Annotated in this window: 17 protein-coding genes; 8 read left to right on the top strand and 9 right to left on the bottom strand. The window is 34.3% G+C overall.

The window, feature by feature from the left end; all coding sequences use genetic code 11:
* Positions 1-630, top strand: a complete 630-nt coding sequence (locus GJJ64_RS07965; RefSeq protein ID WP_154287274.1) for a response regulator transcription factor — start codon at positions 1-3, stop codon at positions 628-630.
* On the opposite strand, the gene GJJ64_RS07960 is transcribed toward GJJ64_RS07965, so the two are convergent.
* The 8 genes from GJJ64_RS07960 to hemW all read right to left on the bottom strand — a co-directional run bounded on the left by GJJ64_RS07960 (position 631) and on the right by hemW (position 8,910).
* Complete coding sequence (locus GJJ64_RS07960) at positions 631-1,293, bottom strand: MOSC domain-containing protein (protein ID WP_154287272.1); 663 nt, start codon at positions 1,291-1,293, stop codon at positions 631-633. It abuts the gene before it with no gap.
* Positions 1,290-2,165, bottom strand: a complete 876-nt coding sequence (locus GJJ64_RS07955) for a UbiA prenyltransferase family protein (RefSeq protein WP_154287270.1) — start codon at positions 2,163-2,165, stop codon at positions 1,290-1,292. Before GJJ64_RS07955 ends, GJJ64_RS07960 begins: the two co-directional genes overlap by 4 nt.
* Before the next feature lie 17 nt (positions 2,166-2,182).
* Positions 2,183-3,424, bottom strand: coding sequence for a metallophosphoesterase (locus tag GJJ64_RS07950; protein ID WP_154287268.1), 1,242 nt, complete (start codon positions 3,422-3,424; stop codon positions 2,183-2,185).
* A gap of 6 nt (positions 3,425-3,430) precedes the next feature.
* Positions 3,431-4,912: an AAA family ATPase gene (locus GJJ64_RS07945; RefSeq protein ID WP_154287267.1), complete on the bottom strand. Its 1,482-nt coding sequence runs from the start codon at positions 4,910-4,912 to the stop codon at positions 3,431-3,433.
* A 156-nt stretch (positions 4,913-5,068) separates the two neighbouring features.
* Positions 5,069-6,166 carry a vWA domain-containing protein gene (locus GJJ64_RS07940; RefSeq protein WP_154287265.1) on the bottom strand — a complete coding sequence of 366 codons (1,098 nt, stop codon included), beginning with the start codon at positions 6,164-6,166 and terminating at the stop codon, positions 5,069-5,071.
* Positions 6,167-6,336: 170 nt separating this feature from the next.
* Positions 6,337-6,885, bottom strand: coding sequence for a fasciclin domain-containing protein (locus GJJ64_RS07935; protein WP_149075659.1), 549 nt, complete (start codon positions 6,883-6,885; stop codon positions 6,337-6,339).
* 101 nt (positions 6,886-6,986) lie between these two features.
* The gene (locus GJJ64_RS07930) at positions 6,987-7,781 is read right to left on the bottom strand and encodes an SDR family oxidoreductase (protein ID WP_154287263.1); all 795 of its coding nucleotides are present in this window, start codon (positions 7,779-7,781) and stop codon (positions 6,987-6,989) included.
* The gene (gene hemW, locus GJJ64_RS07925) at positions 7,771-8,910 is read right to left on the bottom strand and encodes a radical SAM family heme chaperone HemW (RefSeq protein WP_154287261.1); all 1,140 of its coding nucleotides are present in this window, start codon (positions 8,908-8,910) and stop codon (positions 7,771-7,773) included. The genes GJJ64_RS07930 and hemW overlap by 11 nt, the downstream gene beginning before the upstream one ends.
* Positions 8,911-9,073: 163 nt before the next feature.
* Between hemW and GJJ64_RS07920 the strand changes: the two genes are divergently transcribed.
* From GJJ64_RS07920 to GJJ64_RS07890, 7 genes are all read left to right on the top strand, one after another.
* Positions 9,074-9,634: an RNA polymerase sigma factor gene (locus GJJ64_RS07920; RefSeq protein ID WP_154287259.1), complete on the top strand. Its 561-nt coding sequence runs from the start codon at positions 9,074-9,076 to the stop codon at positions 9,632-9,634.
* Positions 9,635-9,734: 100 nt separating this feature from the next.
* Positions 9,735-11,744, top strand: coding sequence for a T9SS type A sorting domain-containing protein (locus GJJ64_RS07915; protein WP_154287257.1), 2,010 nt, complete (start codon positions 9,735-9,737; stop codon positions 11,742-11,744).
* 17 nt (positions 11,745-11,761) lie between these two features.
* Complete coding sequence (locus GJJ64_RS07910) at positions 11,762-12,790, top strand: FecR family protein (protein WP_154287255.1); 1,029 nt, start codon at positions 11,762-11,764, stop codon at positions 12,788-12,790.
* Positions 12,780-16,058, top strand: coding sequence for a SusC/RagA family TonB-linked outer membrane protein (locus GJJ64_RS07905; protein WP_154287254.1), 3,279 nt, complete (start codon positions 12,780-12,782; stop codon positions 16,056-16,058). Before GJJ64_RS07910 ends, GJJ64_RS07905 begins: the two co-directional genes overlap by 11 nt.
* 10 nt (positions 16,059-16,068) lie before the next feature.
* Entirely contained in the window at positions 16,069-17,502 is a 1,434-nt protein-coding gene (locus GJJ64_RS07900; protein WP_154287252.1) for a RagB/SusD family nutrient uptake outer membrane protein, read from the top strand.
* A 10-nt stretch (positions 17,503-17,512) separates the two neighbouring features.
* Positions 17,513-18,157 carry a hypothetical protein gene (locus GJJ64_RS07895; RefSeq protein ID WP_154287250.1) on the top strand — a complete coding sequence of 215 codons (645 nt, stop codon included), beginning with the start codon at positions 17,513-17,515 and terminating at the stop codon, positions 18,155-18,157.
* The gene (locus GJJ64_RS07890) at positions 18,154-19,293 is read left to right on the top strand and encodes a cytochrome-c peroxidase (RefSeq protein WP_154287248.1); all 1,140 of its coding nucleotides are present in this window, start codon (positions 18,154-18,156) and stop codon (positions 19,291-19,293) included. Before GJJ64_RS07895 ends, GJJ64_RS07890 begins: the two co-directional genes overlap by 4 nt.
* Before the next feature lie 318 nt (positions 19,294-19,611).
* On the opposite strand, the gene GJJ64_RS07885 is transcribed toward GJJ64_RS07890, so the two are convergent.
* A complete protein-coding gene (locus GJJ64_RS07885) occupies positions 19,612-19,779 on the bottom strand; it encodes a hypothetical protein (RefSeq protein ID WP_154287246.1) in 168 nt (55 codons plus the stop codon).
* Positions 19,780-19,788 lie beyond the last annotated feature (9 nt).

Below are 19,788 nucleotides of genomic sequence, written 5' to 3'. Positions count from 1 at the left end.
ATGGATTTAAAAAGGAAAATTGTCATTATAGAGGATAATTGCGATGTTTCTAAAGGGTTTGAACTTTTGATAAACAGTAGTGAAAGCTATAGAGTTATTGCCATTTATGATAACTGTGAGGATGCTATTAAAGATATTAAAAGGTTAAAACCCGATATTGTTTTAATGGATATTGACTTACCTGGGATGAGTGGTATTGAAGGTACATCTATTATCAAAAATAAATACCCTAAAATTGATATCATTATGATTACCGTTTTTGAAAATAGCGAACGCGTTTTTGAAGCCATGTGTGCTGGAGCTATAGGGTATCTTACCAAAAACAATGGTTACCAAGAATTAATAAGAGCTTTAGATGAAGCTTCTAGAGGTGGAGCACCTATGAGTGCTAACATCGCCCGGATGATTGTGAAATCTTTTGAAAAGAATGTTGCTGAAAATCCGCTATCAAAAAAAGAAACTGTGGTTTTAACACAGCTTGCAGAAGGCAAAAGTTATAAATCTATTGCTTTAAACTTAGATATTAGTGTTGATACGGTGAAATTCCATATCAAAAATATTTACATTAAACTACAAGTAAACAATAAAGAAGACGCTATAGCAAGAGCAAAAGAATTTAAATATATATAGCTATTTCAGCTTGTTTAATAGTACTTGAAACTTTTCTCGCCACTCGGCAGTAAGCTCTTGTAAGGCAACTAACTTTTCTAACCAAGTTTTGTTTTTATTATCGTGGTAACGAATACAATTGATATCCATTACCGAAATTTTGGCTGGGTGACTATAAATTTTAACCAATTTATCTGTAACGTTTACTTTTCCGGGTTTTATAGTTCTCAGATAAAAACCTGTAAAGCCTGTTTCCTGACATAAAGCGGGAAACTGCTTTAGATTATGCCTAATACCGATGATATAACATGGGCCGCGTGGCTCAGAAACTTCAACCACAGCTTCGCCTAGCTGGTATCTATCGCCAATAAAAACGTTTTCTTCTAGCGCATCATCACCTTCTAATGTTAAATTTTCTCCAAAAGCACCACTTTGTAAATCCAGATTTAAGGTTTCATTCCAGTATTTAAATCTATCGGCATTATAGCAACAAATAGCTTTATCATTACCGCCATGGTATTTGGTATGCACCACTGTATCGCCTTTAAAACCTGTTAGGGTGAGATAAATATCAGGTGTACTAATGGGTTCTTTATTGTAAGCCGTTCGGGTAGATTGATGGTTGGCAACTAAACGCTCTGCCTTACCTTTTATATTGATAGTTTTAATAGGGATGATACTCATATCGATAAATTAAAAAGCAACAACATCAAGTATTGTAAAATTAAAGTACCATCCAGATAAAAGAAATAATAATACTCGTTTTTCTCCCATGTTGATCTTAGGATGAGCCAACCTGCCAGTACAATGGTAACCATTAACCCTAAAAAACTTGCATTAAAGCCATCGTTAAAAACAAAAAGCATAACAAGGTATAAAGCCAGTAGAAATTGGCAAAATAAGTAAGCTTTCTTTTCTCCAAAAACAGTAGGTATGGTTTTTAAATCAGCATCTTTATCCTGAAAAAGGTCTCTAATATCAAAAGGGACGGTAATGGCGGCTACAAATAAGAATCTTTTTGCCGTAAGTAAAGTGGTATCTTGTAAAGATATAAAGCTAATATGCAATTCATTAATTTCTAATATGGGTAAAGCAACCGTACTTACAGACCAAACTGTTGCAATTAAAAATAGCTTTAAGCCGGGGATATTTCTTAAGCCAAATTTTTTATTGTTAACGCTAAAAAGGGGTAAAGAGTAGCCAAAAGAAACTAAACCTAGCAAGCATAGTAATACTTTAGAGGCAAAGCTTAGCAGGAAAAACAAGGGGATTAAGGAAAGAACTGCAATTAAAGTAATAGAAATATTTAATCGGTAATGACTAAAAATCCACCTTACCCTGCGGTAGGGCGAGTTTAAATAATCCTGAGGTTTTTGAATAAGGATACTGAAATTATATATGGTTAGGGTTGCAAAAAATAAAAAAGCCAGTATGGTATAAACTGGCTTTATATTTAATAAATAATAAGTAACTAAACCCTGTGCAACAGCGCCTAAAGCAATAAAAACATTACTGAACAGTAAAAAATCAAGAAATTTTTTAAGCTGCTTAATCATCGTTTTAGCGCTTGTTTTTAAGCACTCTTCAATTCAAATATCGTGATTTCGGGTAATATTCCAACCCTGCCAGGATAACCAATAAAACCAAAGCCTACATTAACATATAGTTGCTGGTTATTTTCTTGATATAAACCTTTCCATTGCTCGTAAATATACTGAACGGGGCTCCATTGGAAATCACCAGTATCTATCCCAAATTGCGAACCATGGGTATGCCCAGAGAACATCACATCTATTTGCGGATAATCTTTTAAAACTTGTGCTTTCCAGTGTGACGGGTCGTGAGAAAGCAGCAATTTAACCGCTAAGTCATCGGTATTTTTTACAGCTTCTTGCATCTTTCCAAATTTTGGAAACCTGCCAGCACCCCAGTTTTCTATTCCTAAAATGCCTATCTCTTCATTACCAACTTTTATTCTGCGGTTCTCGTTTATCAATAAATCCCAACCCATGTTTTTGTGGGTTTTGATGATTTCTTGATGGTTTTTGTCTTGTGCAGCTTGGGATGGCCATTTTTCATACATGCCATAATCATGGTTGCCCAAGCAAGAGTATACCCCTAAAGGTGCTTTTACTTTAGAGAAAATATCCTGATAGTCTCGCATTTCTGAAGCTTTACCATTTACCAAATCGCCGGTGAAGAAAGCAATATCTGGTTTTTCATTCAGCAACATTTCTACACCACCTAAAACAGCTTTTTTATTGTAAAAACTACCCGAGTGTATATCAGAAAGTTGGGCTATTTTAATGCCATCAAAAGCTTTAGGTAAATTTGGTAGAATTAAGGTTTGCCTTTTGATACGATAATCATGTGCGCCAGAGGCAATGCCCCAACTTAATGTACCAAAAGGGATAGCTGCAACGGCCATACCAGTTTTTACCAAAAACTCGGACCTACTGATGTTGTTGTCTGTTTTTTCTTCAACAGCTTCTTTTTTATTTGATTTTCTTTTAAACCAGATGATGAGCCTTCTAAAATCATCTATCAATAAAATAGGGATAAAGAAAAACTTACTGACGAAGGTTAAGAAAAAAGCTACCAAAGTAACAGAGCGAATACCTAATTTGATATTGAAAAATATGGATATGAAAACGCCAATCAGTAAAACGATGGTATAACCCCACCAGATATTTCTGAAACGCTTTTTCTTTTGGGTAGACCAATTTGGGAAAATACTACGAATTGCATTGTAGATATAGACATCAAAAACCACTAATAAAATGGAAATGATGGTAAGAGAAATTATTCTGCCCATTAGTTATTAATAATTATCATCATAGTCTTCTTCATCGTCTTCAAACTCGGCAGTGAATAAGCTGTTAAACATATCTTTAAACTCAAAACCAGTTTCTAAAAAGCCTTTGCTAATTAAAGAAAATTCGGCCAAACCATGTAAAACAAATTCCATCAATAACAGATGTTGGTTTTTACTTAAAGATGGATGTATTTTCTTTACTAAATCTTTTAATCCAGGAACGCTGTTTAGTTGTTTTTCGTACTCTTTCTGCGTTAAATGGTCTAAAATATGGATGGTATTACCCGCACTAAACCAATTGATGATTTCTGCATATAAATTTCCGGTTTTAGATTTTTTCATCTTCTCCGGATCTGGGAAATAGGTAGCCAGTAAAGTACGTATAGCCTTACCAATTAGGATGTTAGCCACTTTTGCTGGGCCTTCCAACTCTCCTTCGTAAACCAATTCTATTTTTCCGGTGATGGCTGGTATAACGCCCAAGAAATCTGTAATGCGTACAAAAGTAGATTTTTCATCATTCAGCAGCATTCTTCTTTCTGCATGGGAGATTAAATTCTCATAAGCAGAAATGGTTAAGCGAGCCGATACACCAGATTTTTTATCTATATATTCAGAATTTCTAGCTTCAGAAGCTATTTGCTCTACCAAATCTTTTACCAAGCCATCTGCCTCTATTAAACGTTGTTCATCTGTAAGGGCGGCTTCCTGCTGTGTAATTTTTCTTGATATTTCTACAGATTTAGGATAATGCGTTAAAATCTGACTCTCTATACGGTCTTTTAAAGGTGTTACAATAGAACCACGGTTGGTATAATCCTCTGGGTTGGCTGTAAATACAAACTGTACATCAAGCGGTAAGCGTAATTTAAAACCTCTTATCTGTATATCTTTTTCTTGAAGGATATTGAACAGCGCTACTTGAATACGGGCTTGTAAATCTGGTAATTCATTAATCACGAAGATGCTTCTATGCGCTCTGGGGATTAGTCCGAAATGGATTACTCTTTCATCAGAATAATTTAATTTCTGCGTAGCAGCTTTAATAGGATCAACATCACCAATTAAATCTGCAACGGTAACATCTGGCGTGGCCAATTTTTCTGTATACCTATCGTTACGGTGTAACCAAGCGATAGGTGTATCATCGCCCATGGTCTCTACGGTATGTTTACCAAACCAGCTGATAGGGTTTAATGGGTCGTCATACAAATCAGAACCTACAATATAAGGTACATATTCATCTAAAAGGTTAACCATTAAGCGGGCAATACGAGTTTTTGCTTGTCCTCTTAAACCTAATAACAAAATATTATGTCTGCTTAATATAGCCGTTTGTAAATCAGGCAGAACGGTATCTTCAAAACCAATGATGCCTTCAAAACCTAAATCCTTACTTTTTAATCTTTTAATAAGATTCTCTCTTAACTCTTCCTTAATGGATCTGCTCTTGTATCCTGATTTTTTTAGTTCTCCTAATGTTGTCATTATCAGTTGCTAGTTATCAGTTATCAGTTATCAGTTTGTTAGGTTTTAGTTGGTTAGGCTTTGCATGGTTTTTTATCTATTAACCATTGACCATCGCTTATTGTCCATAGTCTATTGACTAATGAACTAATCCATCCACCAATTACTATCAACCATCTACCTTACTGTTCTTCTTCTGTTTTTGATATAATCTTCAAATATGTATTCGCCTAAACCTTTTAAAGAACTGTAAAAAGCTCTGCCGCCGTTTACTTCTGTAAATTGTCTTACAAACTGTTGTAAGTAAGGGTCGCGGGCTATCATAAAAGTGGTGATAGGGATATTTAATTTTTTACACTGTGCTGCCATGGTTAAGGTTTTGTTAATCACCTTTCTATCTAGTCCAATGCTGTTTTTATAATATTTTAAACCTTCTTTTAAACAGGTTGGTTTCCCGTCTGTAATCATGAAGATTTGTTTATTATGTGTTTTTCTTCTGCGCAAAATATCGGTAGCCAATTCTAAACCTGCGTAAGTATTAGTATGGTAAGGACCAACCTGTAAATAAGGCAAATCTTTAATACTAATAGGCCATGCATCGTTACCAAAAACAACAATATCTAAAGTGTCTTTTGGGTATTTGGTACTGATGAGCTCTGCCAAAGCCATAGCTACTTTTTTTGCTGGTGTAATACGGTCTTCTCCGTACAAAATCATAGAGTGTGATATGTCTATCATCAATACCGTAGAAGTAAGAGTTTTATAATCTCTTTCCTCTACTTCTAAATCTTTCTCGGTCATCATAAAATCGTTGATGCCATGGTTGATTTGCGCATTATGGATAGAACTGGTCATATCTATCTGATCTAAGCTATCGCCAAATTGATATTCTCTTCTATCGGCATTTTTCTCTTCACCGCTGCCAGAGCTACTGGTATTGTGATTGCCTTTTCCAGATTTTTTAAGCTTCCCAAAAATTTCTTCCAAGGCAGATTTTCTGATGGTTTGCTCGGTCTTTGCAGTAATATTAAAACCACCTTTAGGGTCATCGTCACTTAAATAACCTTTATTTTTGAGGTCTTCAATAAAATCGCCCATGCCATAATCGTTATTGGTAAGCTTGTGTTGCTTATCCAACTCGTTAAGCCAAGCCAAAGCTTCGTTGGCGTCTCCGGCGGTATAGTTTAGAAGTTCAAGAAAAAGCTTAAGCAGTTGTTCAAACCCACCTTTAGGCAATTCTTCTTCAGAAAATTTAGAAAACCCGTATCCTCTCATTGCTGCAAATGTTTCATTGTTAACGATTGATAAAGTTAAAAGTTTGTAAGGCGAGCTATTAAGTTTTTAGGTTAAATTGTTGTCATATTACAAAAGCTGAAAAAGCTTTTTAAAACCAAAAAGCCCAGCTATTACAGCCAGGCTTTTACCCACATCACTATTACGAAAAATTATTTTGGTAATACTACGCTATCAATTACATGGATAACGCCATTTTTTTGATTAACATCTGCAATGGTAACATAAGCGGTTCCTTTGTTTTCATCCCAAAGTTTTACTTTATCGCCATCTAAAGAAGCATATAATTTACCACCATTAACAGTTGTAAAAGTTGCTTTTCCGTTTCCAGCTTTAATAGCTTTAACTACATCAGCAGCAGAAAATTTACCTGCTAATACATGGTAGGTTAAAATGCTGGTTAATTTTGCTTTGTTTTCTGGTTTTACTAGGGTTTCTACTGTACCGGCAGGTAATTTTGCGAAAGCTGCATTGGTTGGTGCAAATACCGTAAACGGACCTTTACCTTTTAAAGTTTCTACTAAACCAGCAGCTTTTACTGCAGCTACTAAAGTAGTGTGGTCTTTAGAATTTACAGCATTATCTACAATGTCTTTAGAGGCATACATAGGCGCACCACCTACCATTGGGTTTTCTTGTGCTTGTACATTTGCAGTTGCCATAGCTACTAAGGCAAATGCTGCTAAAAATATTTTTTTCATTTTCTTCTTGTTTGTTTGGGAGCATTTACGCTGTAAAACAAACACTGGATTTTAAAAAATGAAAAACATTTGTAAATTATTGACTGTTAGTGTTTTAAATATTAAATCACATCTCTTTTTCTAATCATCTTAGAGAAATAAGTTGGGAAGAAACGTTTTATCAATACACCAAATTTCTCTTTTTTGCCTATTAATACTTCTTCTTTTTTATCCTCAACAGCTTTTAAAATTTGTGTAGCACAGTCTAAAGCAGATAAGCCTTCTTCTTGGTTTTTATCCATTTTGTTGTAAAGAGAGCCATCCCCGGTAACAGAGTTTAAGGTAATATCTGTACGGATAAAGCCAGGGCAAATAATAGAAATAGCTATACCATGTTGGTAAACTTCATTCCTTAAAGAGTCGAAATAGCCATGTAAAGCATGTTTAGATGCCGAATAAGAACTTCTGTATTGCGTACCAAATTTCCCTACCAAAGAACTAATAACTACAATATGCCCGCTTTGTTGGTTTACCATTTTGGCTACTACTGCCTTACTTAATAAAACCGTTCCCCAGTAATTGGTATTCATGATTTTTTCTTCTGTAGCAGTGGTAGTTTCTAAGGCTAAAGAACGCTGACTAATCCCTCCGCAGTTGAATAGGATATCTATTTTACCATAGATTTTCCAAGCTTCTTCTGCTTTTTGGCTTAAAGTTTCTTTTTGTTCTAAATCTAAAGGTAGGATATGAATATCTAAAGGGTTGCCTTTTAGTTTTTGCTTTAAATCATACAGTTTTTCTCTGCTACGGGCAGATAAAATAACCTTAGCACCTTGCTGAAAAAGTATAATACTTAATGCTTTTCCTATACCAGAGGAAGCGCCAGTAATCCAAACAATTTTATTTTTAAAGTTCATGGTCTTCTATAAAAAGTTCGGCAGCAATATGGTCTGCATACAGCTTGCCATTGGGGGTTAAAATGAAATGATTTTCTACAAAATCTACCCATTCTTTATTAACAAATTCTTCTATGTTTTGCTTTAACATTTCTGTGGCATCGGAACCAAAATTATTGATAACATCATGCAAATTTATACCCCACATGGTTCTTAAAGCCGTCATAACATATTCGTTAAAACGGTTAGCAAAGCTCAATTCTTCTATTTCAAAAGGAATAGAGTTTTGCATTAAAGAACTCGTATATTTTGCATTATTAGCGATATTCCACTGCCTACTTACACCATTAAAAGAGTGTGCCGATGGGCCAATACCTAAATATTTGATACCTTTCCAATAATTGGTATTGTGTTTAGAGTAGCTTTTATTTTTAGCGAAGTTAGAAATCTCATAATGCTCAAAGCCCTGTCCTGCTAGTTTAGCCATTAAAGTTTGAAACTGTTGTGCACTTTGGCTATCATCCATAGGTTTCTGCAACCCTTTTTGTACAAAAGAAGCTAAAGCTGTTTTTTGCTCAACCGTCATGCTGTAACAAGAAATATGTTGAATATCTAAAGCCAGCGTTTGGTTAATATTAGTCAGCCATTTTTCATCGCTTAACAAAGGGTAACCGTAAATTAAATCAATAGTGATATTTTCAAAACCAGCATCTTGAGCAGTTTTAATGGCATATTCACTTTCTTTAGCTTCATGCGCCCTGTTCATCCATTTTAAATCTTCCTCAAAAAAAGATTGTACGCCAATACTAAAACGGTTGATAGGGGTGTTTTTTAAAGCTTTAATTTTAGATGAGGTTAAATCATCCGGATTAGCCTCTAGTGTAATTTCTGCTTCTTTTGCTATTTCAAAAGTTTGATATAAGTTTTGGAAAATGTGGTTTAAATCTGTTTCAGATAGTATAGAAGGCGTACCTCCACCAAAATAAATGGTTTCTATTTTTTCTTGTGCAAGGTAGTTTTTTTGTATTTGAATTTCTTTAAGGATAGCCGCCAGCATTTCATCCTTATATTTTAAAGAAGTGCTAAAATGAAAATCGCAATAATGGCAAGCCTGCTTACAAAAAGGAATATGGATATAAATACCTGCCATTTTGCAAATGTAAGGATATGTTGGGTAAGATTTTTAAAGCAAAGTGAAAATGAGATTTAAATATTACATTTAAGGATTAATTTTTTTGACGATTTAATTTTATATTTGAAATTAGCTTAAGATATTCTTAATCAAGAGTTGCTTTAGTTAGCAATTTTAAAACATGGACTCTCATATTTGGCATAACATAAAGCATGGCGACCAGCAAGCCATGATGCTGCTTTATAAAAGTAGTTATCAGGAGCTTTATGCCTTTGGTTTTAGAATTTGTGCCAATAAAGAGCAGGTAAAAGATTGTATTCATGAAATGTTCTGCGAAATATGGCAAAAGCGTCATTCTTTATCAGAAGTTCAGCAAGTAAAAGCATATCTCCGCACTTATTTAAAAAGAAAGCTTCTAAAAGAGATATATCAAACTAATCATCAGGGAAACTTAACAAAACTTGATGAAGGATTAGATAGAGAAAAATCCTATGAAAGTTTATTGATAGAAGCTCAGGAAAGCGACGAAAAGAAGAAAAAGCTATGGTTAGCTTTAGATTATCTTACCAAAAATCAAAGAGAAATCATTAAACTTAAGTTCTACGAAGGTTTAAGTTATGAGCAAATAGCGTCTGCACTAAATTTACAACCCCGTACAGTGTATAACCACGTTTATGAAGCGCTACAAGTACTTAGAAAGCTGTTAAAATCACTCATGATAGTCTTTTTCTTGCTTTCTTAAAACTATTCAAACCGTTTAGAAAAAAAAATTAAAATTTTTCTGGTAAAAAGTTAAAGTTTTTTGCACTGGTATATAAATCAGAAAACTTAAACAAACCAGTATGAAGAAAATTTTACTTTTTATCCCTCTTTTAATTTCCTGTATGGTGGTTAAAGCTCAGTGGAGTGGAGCTACACCTATTGTAACAACTAGTAACACTACAGCTAAGGCATCTCCTGCGGCTATTAATGATGGTAATGGCAACATGATTATCGCTTGGGTAGATTCTAGGAATAGTGGAACAACAGGGACAGATATTTATGTTCAAAAAATTAATAAAGATGGAACATTACCATGGGGAGCAGAGAAAGTTGTTTGTAATGCAACTGGAAGTCAGTCAAGTGTAAGTTTAACTTCTGATGGAGCAGGAGGTGCTATATTAGTTTGGGAAGATGCTAGAGATGCGGCAACTGCTAATGATATTTATGCTCAAAGAATTAATAATTTAGGATTACCACTTTGGACAACTAATGGAGTTGTAATTACTAATTCAACAGGAACTCAAGTTTCACCAATTGCTACTATCATTAATTCTACTGAAGCAGTTGTTTATTGGAGAGATAGTAGAGGTACTTCTCAGGATCCTTATTGTAATAAAATTTTAATTAGTGATGGCTCTAAACAATGGGGTGTTAATGACATACAACTATCTGATGCTGCGGGAACTCAAACCAATATTTCGATGTTACCGGATGGAAATGGAGGAGTTTTTCTAATCTGGGAAGATCCTACAGGTACTCCTACTGTTACATCTGATAGAGATGTTTTTGGGCAAAGATTAAATAATGTTGGTCAAAAGCAATGGGCTACGACCTCAACTATTGGTCTACCTTTAATTTCAGTAGTAGGTGCTCAGCAAACTCCAGCCATCTGCTCTGATGGTAGTGGTGGTTTTGTTGCTATTTTTGCTGATCAAAGAAGCGGAACCAATGGTGGAGGAGATATTTATGCTCAAAGATTTAATTCATCAGGATTAAAAGTTTGGGCTAATGATGTTCAAGTAGTAAGTGCTGGAGGATTTCAGTCTAATCCTACAATAGTTAAATCAGGGGCAGACTTTGTATGCGTTTGGTCAGATCCTAGAGTTGCGACAAGCGATAGAGGAATTTATGCTCAAAAATTAAATAGTGCAGGAGTTTTACAATGGACACCGTCTGGGGGTACAGCGCTAGATGGGATTTCTATTTGTAATGTAGTAGGTCATCAACCTTCCTCCAGTACTTCAAGCGGATTTGTTACTGTAGAAGATGGATTAGGAGGAGCTTTTATAGTTTGGGATGATGCAAGATCTCCTGGCTCAACAAGTAATTCTGCTATTTATGCTCAACATATTAATACAGATGCAACACTAGCTTATGCTGTTAACGGAGCACTCATAGAATTTGTTGCGGGCACAACGACAATTCCTAGTCCTGCTCAAAAAACTCCTGTTGTTATTACTGATGGAACAGGAGAAATTATCACTGCATGGACAGATTCAAGAGTATCTACAAATGGACAGATATATGCAGCAAAAGTGAAATCCAACGGCACCCTACCCGTAACCTACGCATCTTTTACAGCTACTAAAAATACTTTAAATGAAGTTTCTTTAGTTTGGAATATTGCTTCTGAAATTAATACAGATGAATATTTGATAGAAAGAAAAGGAGAAACTGGAGATTTTGTTACTATTGGCATTGTAAAAGCTCAAAAATTAAGTTCTTACAACTTTACGGATAGAAATCCATTGTTAGAGAATAACTATTATCGCATTAAAGCAAAAGACTTTGATGGTACTTTGTCTTATTCTGATATTAGAACAATTAAGATAGATGCTTTAAATGCAGATGCTCTTAATATTTATCCTAACCCAACTTCAGATAGGTTAAATGTAAATATTACTAAAGCTGGTAAATATCAACTAAAGTTGGTAGACCAAAGCGGGAAAATTGTCTTAAATAAATCTATAGAATTAAATTCAGGCGTAAATGATTTAGGTGTATCTTTATCATCATTTAGTTCTGGTGTATATTATTTAACCTTAACTAATGATGTACATTATATCAATAAAAAAATCATTAAACTATAATTCTATCTTCTTTTACCATGAACTACAACTTATATACAGCAGAAGACTTTGCATCTGATGAGTCATTTATCAATTATTACTTAAAAAGTAATCAGGATGATATTGATTTTTGGACACAATGGATCAGCTGTAATCCAGAAAAGCTGGATGAAGTATTAACAGCAGAGCGCTTATTAGATATGCTGTATTTACACCTTCCAGAGCATGAGTTGGATATCGAATTAAATAAATTCGAATCTTTTTTGAAGGAGAAAGAAACACAACCAGAAATCTTATTAAAAACTTCTCCTTCAAAGTTTTCTGTAAATGGGGTTTATGTGGTTTTAATGCTCCTCATTCTTGTACCAACTCTTTTTATTGGTGTTAAGCGCTTTACTAAAGCAAAGGAAATTGCGCAAACTTATATCACTAAACATAATGAATTTGGGCAAAGAAGTATTATTCAGTTAAGTGATGGTACTAAAATTATATTAAATGCTAACAGCACTATAAAATATCCAAAAACCTTTGGTGCTATTAGAAATGTTGAGCTTGAGGGCGAAGCGTACTTTGAAGTGATGAAAAATCCTAAAAAGCCATTCATAGTGCATGCTGGCTCTTTTACTACTCAAGTTTTAGGTACTTCATTTAATATGAATACTCGTTTAGAACCAGAAAAAATTGAAGTGGCATTGGTAGAAGGTAGCGTGAAAGTAAATGATCAATTATCAGGTAATCATTTAACATTAAAGCCCTATGAGAAGGTGGTATTTGATAAGGTAAGTAAGAAACTCTTAAAGGCTAATTTTGATACTGAGTCACTAACCGCCTGGAAAGATGGTATCATAAAGTTTAAAAATGCATCTTTTAATGAGATTGCCAAAGAAATGTATGCAACTTATGGGATAACCATCATCAACTTAAGCAAACATAAAAACTGGAAGTATACAGGTGAGTTTAAAAATACAGATTACATCAGCATCATGAAAAGTATTTGCTTTTCTGAAAATCTGGTGTACAAACAATTAAACGATACGCTTTACATTAATCATATAAATGCAAAATAAAATTAAAATAGGTTTATTCCTTTTAATAGCCTTAAGTACCCTGTTTGTACGAGTTGTAAAGGCCCAGAATAATATTGTAAGCTTAAATTTTAATAACACTTCTTTAATCAGCGTTTTAACTAGTATAGAGAAGCAAGCTAACGTTAAGTTTAATTACGATGCAGCTGTTGTAGATGTAAATCGTAAAGTAGTTATAAAGCACTCTGGTACTTTAAAAGATGCGCTTAACATTATTTCTAGACAGCTTTTTCTTGATTTTGGAGTAGTTGGAAACAATATTTCCATCAGAAACGCTAGAAAACCTATAGCTCCATCGGTAAAAATGATAACCGGTAAAATAGTTTCTAAGCAAGACGGTGAAACTTTACCCGGTGTTAATGTATTGATTAAAGGAACCAGACAGGGTGCTGTTACAAATATCAATGGAGAATTTACCATTAAATTGGTTGGAGATGATATTGAAAGTACAGTTTTAGAAGCCACTTATTTAGGGTTTAAACCTAAAGAGTTTAGAGTAGGTAAAGAAACTTTTTTTAATATCCAGCTAGAGCTTGATGCTATAGGCATAAATGAAGTGGTAGTTACCAGCTCTTACACTGCTAATAAGAGAAGGGAAGATGTGGTTGGGAGTATTTCGCAGTTAACAGACGCTCAACTTCAGGTAGATAGGCCAATAGAATCATTTGATAAAATGATGGAAGGTTTGGTAGCAGGGGTATATGTAGAAACAAATACCGAGCTAGGAACCCCCGTGAAAATTAATATCAGAGGGCAAGGTTCTTTACCTGCCTTTGGGAGTACTAATAGGGCTACTACTACCACATCTTCACAACCATTATACGTTGTGGATGGTATCCCTATGTACGAACAACAAAAAGGTAATGAAAGTCAAATTTTTAGCAGAGAGCAAAATCTTAACCCCTTAGCGAATATTAATCCGGATGATATTAAAAGCATTTCTGTTTTAAAAGATGCTACAGCTTCTGCGCTTTATGGTGCCGATGCTGCTAATGGCGTAATTATCATTACAACAAAAGGTGGTACAGCCGGAAAAACTAAAATAAATTTTAGTTATGATACCGGAGTATCAACATTTATAAACGAGTTTAAATGGTTATCTGGTCCGCAATATTATAGTTTGTTAAGAGAAACTTATATAAATGATGGAAGGTCTGTAACCTCTGCATCGCAATTAGCCGGAAGCAGTACTATCAATACAGATTGGTTTGATTTAACCAATCGAAATGCAACTTATCATAACGCAAACCTAGAAATTTCTGGAGGTAAAGAAAATACTACATTTAGGTTTTCTGCTGGTTATAGAGATCAACAATCCAGCTCTTTAGGGAATGATTTGCAAAAAACCTATATACGTTTACGTTTAGACCATAGTTTATCAGACCGTTTTAAAGTAAGTTTTTCTTTAAGCCCTACTTTAACTAATAAAAATGCACTTGACAATTATGGTGGTGTATTATTACCTCCTAACTTAGCACCTTATAATGCTGATGGGACTTTTGCAACTTTTCTAGGTGTACCCAATCCATTAGCAGTTTTAGCACAAAATGATGATTTTCATAAAGGTTTACAGCTTTTAAGTAACTTAAACGCTACTTATAAAATAACCGATTCTTGGGCAATATCAGGCACACTTGGATCTGACTTTTATCAGAACAGGCAAACCATGTACATGTCTGCTTTAAACCAAACAGGGGCTAATTTAAATGGTAGACTTTCAATTTTTGATAGAAATTACCGTAGTTATACCGGCTTTTTACAAACTACTTTTGATAAAGTTTATCGAGATAAACATACCATTGGTTTTGTTTTAGGCACACAAGTAGAAGATAAAGCCGCCAATTTATTGAGTGGTACAGGTAATAATTTTAGTTTTGATAGATTACGTGTATTAGGTGCTGCCGCCACACAAACCTCAAATTCTTCTCTTACAGAAAATGCAGTTGTTTCTTATTACTCTCAATTGGGGTATGATTTAAATAAGAAATATTATATCAACATCAATGGTCGTGTAGATCAATCTTCAGTTTTTGGTGGCGATAAACAAGTGGCACTAAATGGCTCTTTGGGTTTAGGATGGATCATCTCTAAAGAGAATTTCTTGAAAGATGTGGAAGCTATTAATTTAATGAAATTGAGAGTAACCTATGGGTCAACCGGAAATTCAAGAATTGGTTCTTATGCTGCTAGGGGTTTATATAGTTTCGGAACTTCTACCGGTAATTTATACAATGGTAATACTTCTTCTGTACCTGCAGCTACATCAGCACCAAATCCAAATTTGGGATGGGAAAAGAATTATAAATTTAATTTGGGTTTAGACTTAACCATATTTAACAGATTCCAGCTAACAGCAGAATACTACAACAACTTAGTTGTTGATTTAATATCTAGTATTAATGTGCCTTTAGAAACAGGGTTTTCTAATATTTTAGCCAATACTAGTAAAATGCGAAATCAAGGTTTTGAATTGTCTATCAGCTCAGAAAATATCAAAACCAAAAACTTTACCTGGAGTAGCTCTTTCAATTTTGGAGCTAACAGAAATAAAATACTAGCCTTTAATAATGGCTTTTCATCACTTTTTGGTTCACGTGATGAGGCTGCAGGTTTTAAAGTGGGCAATAGTGCTAGTGCTATTTATGGTTACCGTTGGGGAGGTGTTAATCCGCAAACCGGGTTAGAAATATTTTTTGATAAAAATGGAAATGTTAAAACGGCTGATGAGATTAACCAACTTCCCATCACAGAAACCGTTGTTATAGGAGATAGACTACCAGATTTTCAAGGTGGTTTTATCAATAATCTTACCTATAAAAATCTGAGTTTATCATTCAATATTTTATACAGTTACGGTGCAGATTTTAAATTCGATAATGCCGATGAAGGCGATGGTAGAAATCTGCAAAACAGAAACCAAAGTATCAATTTGATAGATAGATGGCAAAGGCCAGGCGATATTACTAATATTCCACGATTAAATATCAATAGAGACAGAGTAAGCAATTCATCTAGATATGTATTAGATGCCAGTTATCTAAAACTTTCTAACGTATCCTTAAATTATAAGCTACCCTTAAAAACAATTGCCAAAGTAGGATTAAACAACCTATCTGTTTTCGCTAATGCAACAAATTTATTCTATGTCTATAAAGAACCAGGCGTTAAAAATAGAAATGGCATTGCAGAGAGGAGATTTAGATATCCAGAAACTATGGCTATTACTGGAGGTATAAGAGTAGGCATTTAAATTAAAAATAATGAAGAAGTTTTTCATTTATATCAACATCGTATTTCTAATAAGCTTTACTTCTTGTGAAAAGCTTTTAGATAAAGACCCGGTAGACCAACTTTCTATAGAAGATTTATTTAAAGATGTATCTGGATCAAAAACAGCTTTAGCAGGTGCTTACCGTACACTACTATCCATAGAGTTATATCATCGAAATCTAATGGTACTTCCTGATTTGCTAGGTGGTAATATTAAATATAGTAGAACTGTAAATATTGCTTTGGATGATGTTTACAATCTTGCTCAAACAGCAAACCAGTCATCTATGAATACAACTTATTCAGGTTTGTATCAACACTTAAATAATGTTAACAATATTATTTTTTACACGCCTTCCGCAGAAGGACAAATAGCTCAAAAAAATAGAATATTAGCAGAAGCTAAATGCTTAAGGGCGTTGGCACATTTTGAGTTATTAAGAGTATTTGCTAAACCGTATAACACAACACCAGATGCTAGCCATTTAGGAATAGCTTTAATACTTAAACCACAATTAATAACAGACCCATTACCTGTAAGGTCAACCGCAGCTCAATCTTATCAAGCAGTTATACAAGATTTGTTAGATGCTATTACCTTATTTGAAAATAGCAGCCCTGTATTTTCTTCAGGTGCTCAGCAAACTTTCTTTTCTATTTATGCAGCTAAAGCTTTATTAGCCAAAGTTTATCTATATACCAATAATTGGGATAAAGCTTATGAGTATGCCGATGATGTGATTAGAAACGGAGGATACTCTTTATTAACAAATGCTAATTATGTGGCAAGTTGGGCAACCAGAACGCCTTCTGTTGAGTGTATATTTGAAATAGCACTTGAGAGTAATTTTTCAGGTTCAAGTTTAGGTTCTTTTTATGAGGTTACTGGTGTAGGAGGTTTTAGAATGTACGCAGCTACTAATGATATTCTTAATCTTTATGGTTCTAATGATATACGTAGAAGCGCATCCTTATTTAATACAGTTGCTATCAATAATGTAAATTATGCCTTTACAAAAAAGTATGCTGCTGGTAGTATTAATGCAACTCCTGTAAAAATACTTAGATTATCAGAGATATATTTAATAAGAGCAGAAGCCGCAGCAGAAAAAGTACAGTCAAACTTTACACAAGCTAATGCAGATCTTTCTTCTATCATTAGAAGAGCAGACCCAACAGCTGCTAACACTAATTTTTCTACTAAAACAGATTTAATTGATGCTATCCTTCTTGAGAGAAGAAAAGAATTGGCTTTTGAAGGGAATTTACTTTACGATTTACTAAGGAAAGGCAAGAATATCAGCAGGGTAGATTGTAATGCTACTATTTGTAGTTTACCTTTTACAGATAATAGATTGGTAATGCCAATACCAGCATCAACTATAGATGTAAATCCTAACATGGTACAAAACGCTGATTATTAATAATTATAATATGAATAAGCTTTTAATATTTTTATTATTCATGGTTACTTTATCTGCTGGTTGCAGAGAAGAAGAACCGCCTCTAAAAGAAGATTTATATCCAGAAGAGCCACTCTCTACACCATCTTCATCGGCTATTAATGTATTTCATCAGAACATACCTTTTTATCAGATGTTTGTTTATCGTTACAATGAGGATACAAAGCTATGGTCTAATAGGATAGGAGGGCATTTCTCTATCATATCTACACAAGACCCTAATTATTTAGGTTTTGCTAATCCTTATGTTGCCAATAGTGGGGTTACTTTTTTAGATATGCACAGATTATATGGCACCCAAATAGGAAGTACAAACGCGGTTACCGCAAAAATAAATGTAGATAAAGTTTTAGGTTTTTTTCCTGATTTTGAAGGTGCTAAAACCGGAATTGTAAGGGTAGTCCCGCAAGATATTACTATCAGCAAAAGCCCTAATTCTACTTTTGAGCCAGGTGTGCCCACTTTTAAAATTGGTATCAGTGGGCAAGGTACTTATGATGAAAGAACAGCTATTATAGATCTAGAAGTGATATTTAATGAGACTTCTATTGGTGGTCCGGCAGCAGTAAAACGTATTTATAAAATGAGTACTACGGCTTTAACTTTAAATCCATGAGAAAGATAATGTGTGTTTTAGTAGTTGTGATAACATTTATCATCACTACCGCTTTTTTACAAGATAACCCTAAAGTTTACAGTATAGCAGAACTAAGGGCATTATATAGTGGAGACCCAGCCAAATGGCCAGCTCCTGATGTGGATGAGTCTGTAAAAAATTTTAAAGATATAGGCTATTTAGGAAGACCAACTTATCCTAAGGATAATCCGCATTCAGAAGAAAAAGAGAAGTTGGGGAAACTATTGTTTTTTGATCCTAGATTATCTGCTTCTAAACAAATTGCTTGTGCATCTTGCCACGACCCAGAGCTAGGTTGGGGAGATGGACGTAGGGTAGCGTACGGTCACGACCGCCAAACTGGTAAAAGAAACGCTATGACTTTATTAAACGTGGCATTTTACGAGAGCTTTTTTTGGGACGGTAGAGCTAAAAGTTTAGAAGACCAAGCTAAATTTCCTATTCAAGATCATTTAGAGATGAACCAGAATCTGAATACCATGGTGAAACATGTTGCTCAAATTAAAGGCTATAAACCTTTATTTAAACAAGCTTTTGGCGATGATAAAGTGACCTTAGATAAAATACAAAAAGCCATTGCTACTTTTGAGCGTTCTATCATCAGTACCAATAGCCGTTTTGATGCTTTTGTGAAGGGTAATTCTAAAGCCTTAAAAGATGATGAAGTTTTAGGTATGCACTTATTTAGAACCAAAGCCAGATGTATCAACTGTCATAACTCGCCTCTATTTAGTGATAACCAATTCCATAACGATGGACAAACGCTTTTAGGCTCTAAAATGGAAGATTTAGGCAGGTATAATGTTACCAAAAAACTGGAGGATTTAGGCAAATTTAGAACTCCTTCTTTAAGAGAAACCAATATCACAGGTCCATGGATGCATCATGGTAATTTCCCTTCTTTAAAAGATGTGGTTGAGTTTTATAACCTCGGCAACCCAAGCCCAATACAAAAGGCAGCAGTTGTGCCAGATTCTTTCAGAAACGTACCAAAATCATCCATTTTAAGGAAGCTAAACTTAACCTTAGAAGAGCAACAAGCTTTAGAAGCTTTCCTACGTTCTATCAGTACTAGGGTAAATAAAATTATCCCACCTACGTTGCCAGAAGCATAAGAATTAGTTATAAAATAGGTAGGAGTAAAACTTTATGTTTATCCTACCTTATTTTGTTTTAAAATCTTTAATGTTTTAGAATTTTACTACATTAGTATTAACTCCAATTCCAAAATCTTAAAATTTCTTAGTAAAGTCCACGTATAGCCCACCTATACCCCACCTTTTATCCACGTTTTCTCCATACTTCCTTCGAGGCTTCTCCTAGTCTTCTTCGTAACACCTTCGGAAAAATAGGGCCATTTCCCGAACAAGTCTCGAAGATGGTCCGAAGGAGGTGTAACAAACCGCTTTGTCTTATACTGTAAAAACTTAAATTTATTTGGTTAATACTGTTCTGGCTTTACACTGTTTTTTAATTCCTGCCATCATTTTATATGTTTTATATTGAATAGAAATCACTTTACCATTAATTTGAAGAATACCGTTTTGGGTTATACTGTATTTTAACCATTGACTGCTCATAATAACTTTTGCAACTTCCATTTTTTTAGC

The organism is Pedobacter puniceum, from assembly GCF_009674685.1.
Taxonomy (GTDB): domain Bacteria; phylum Bacteroidota; class Bacteroidia; order Sphingobacteriales; family Sphingobacteriaceae; genus Pseudopedobacter; species Pseudopedobacter puniceum.
The sequence above is the reverse complement of the archived record's forward strand: the minus strand, read 5'-3'. Positions and strand labels throughout refer to the sequence as shown.